The following is a 1,218-nucleotide window of genomic DNA, read 5'->3' as shown; positions in this document are numbered from 1 at the left end:
ATGAGCTTGGCACCTTGGCAGATGCCTGCGTTGATATGCAAGCGAAGTTGCTTACTTTGGTCGACAGTATCTCGTCAACCACAGCTCAAGTAGGCACCGCTATTGAAGAAGTGAGCGCGATTTCCGAACAGACTTCAACAGGCATGGATGAACAACAAGTTCAGCTAAACCTTATCGCAACAGCAATGAACGAAATGCAAGCGACAGTAAATGAAGTCGCCAGCAACACCGAAGCCGCGTCAGAAACGGCAAACAGTGCTTCTCACGATGCGAAAGAAGGCCGCGGTGTCGTTCAAGAATGTATTAACCAAATCCACGAAGCGTCATTGGCGATTCAATCGGTTGGCAACATGGTGACAGAACTGGAACAAGATGCGTCTAACATTAGCGTTGTGGTTGACGTTATCCAAGACATCGCGGAACAAACCAACTTGCTTGCGCTTAACGCTGCCATTGAAGCTGCGCGCGCTGGTGAACAAGGCCGCGGTTTTGCCGTTGTAGCCGATGAAGTCCGAACGCTGGCAAGTCGTACACAACAAGCCACGGTAGAAATCCAAGCCATGATTGAGAAGCTGCAATCGGAAAGCCAAAACATCGCTTCGATTACTGGCAGAACGGTCAAGCAAGCCCAAACAAGCAGCCAGTTGATCGATGAAATTGGTCAAGATGTCACAGCGATTGCGGACTCTGCTCGTTCATTGATGGACATGAGCATTCAAATCTCCACTTCCGCGGAGGAACAAAGTGCGGTTGCGAATGATATCGCCTCTGAGCTTGCTGATATCCGTACTCAGTCCAGCACAATTCGAGAGGTGGCGGAGCAGTCTACTGTTGGTGTCGCGAACTTAACCAAAGCGTCGGTTTCACTCGGTGAAGTATTAGAGCGTTACCGCACTGCTTGATAACAAGGTAATAACAAATAAAGGCTCCTAATTGGGAGCCTTTATTTTCTACATTTGTATTCACTTATTTGTTTCGAGAATATAACTCGCATTCACTTTCTCTACGTACTTGTCTCGTACTCATTCTCAGGTGTAATAAAACCGAACTTATTGAATAATTTGAAGTCTATTTGAGGAACGAAAGGAAAATAGCATTGATCAAATACCGATTGGGAAACGGTTTATTTTGAAGTGAATCTCAAGTTCTCCTTGTACCTGATGAAATAATGTTCAAGCGGACGGCGTTCCGCTATGCTTAACCTGCCAATTCCAATTT

At 46.1% G+C, this 1,218-nt stretch carries 1 protein-coding gene; it reads left to right on the top strand.

The genetic code is table 11. The features are described from left to right. Positions 1-902: methyl-accepting chemotaxis protein (locus tag R7P67_RS25135; protein WP_318086360.1), on the top strand; the 902-nt coding region annotated here is incomplete at its 5' end. Between the last annotated feature and the right edge of the window lie 316 nt (positions 903-1,218).

The organism is Vibrio sp. Vb0937 (assembly GCF_033338855.1).
This window is presented reverse-complemented; position numbering and strand designations above follow the sequence as displayed.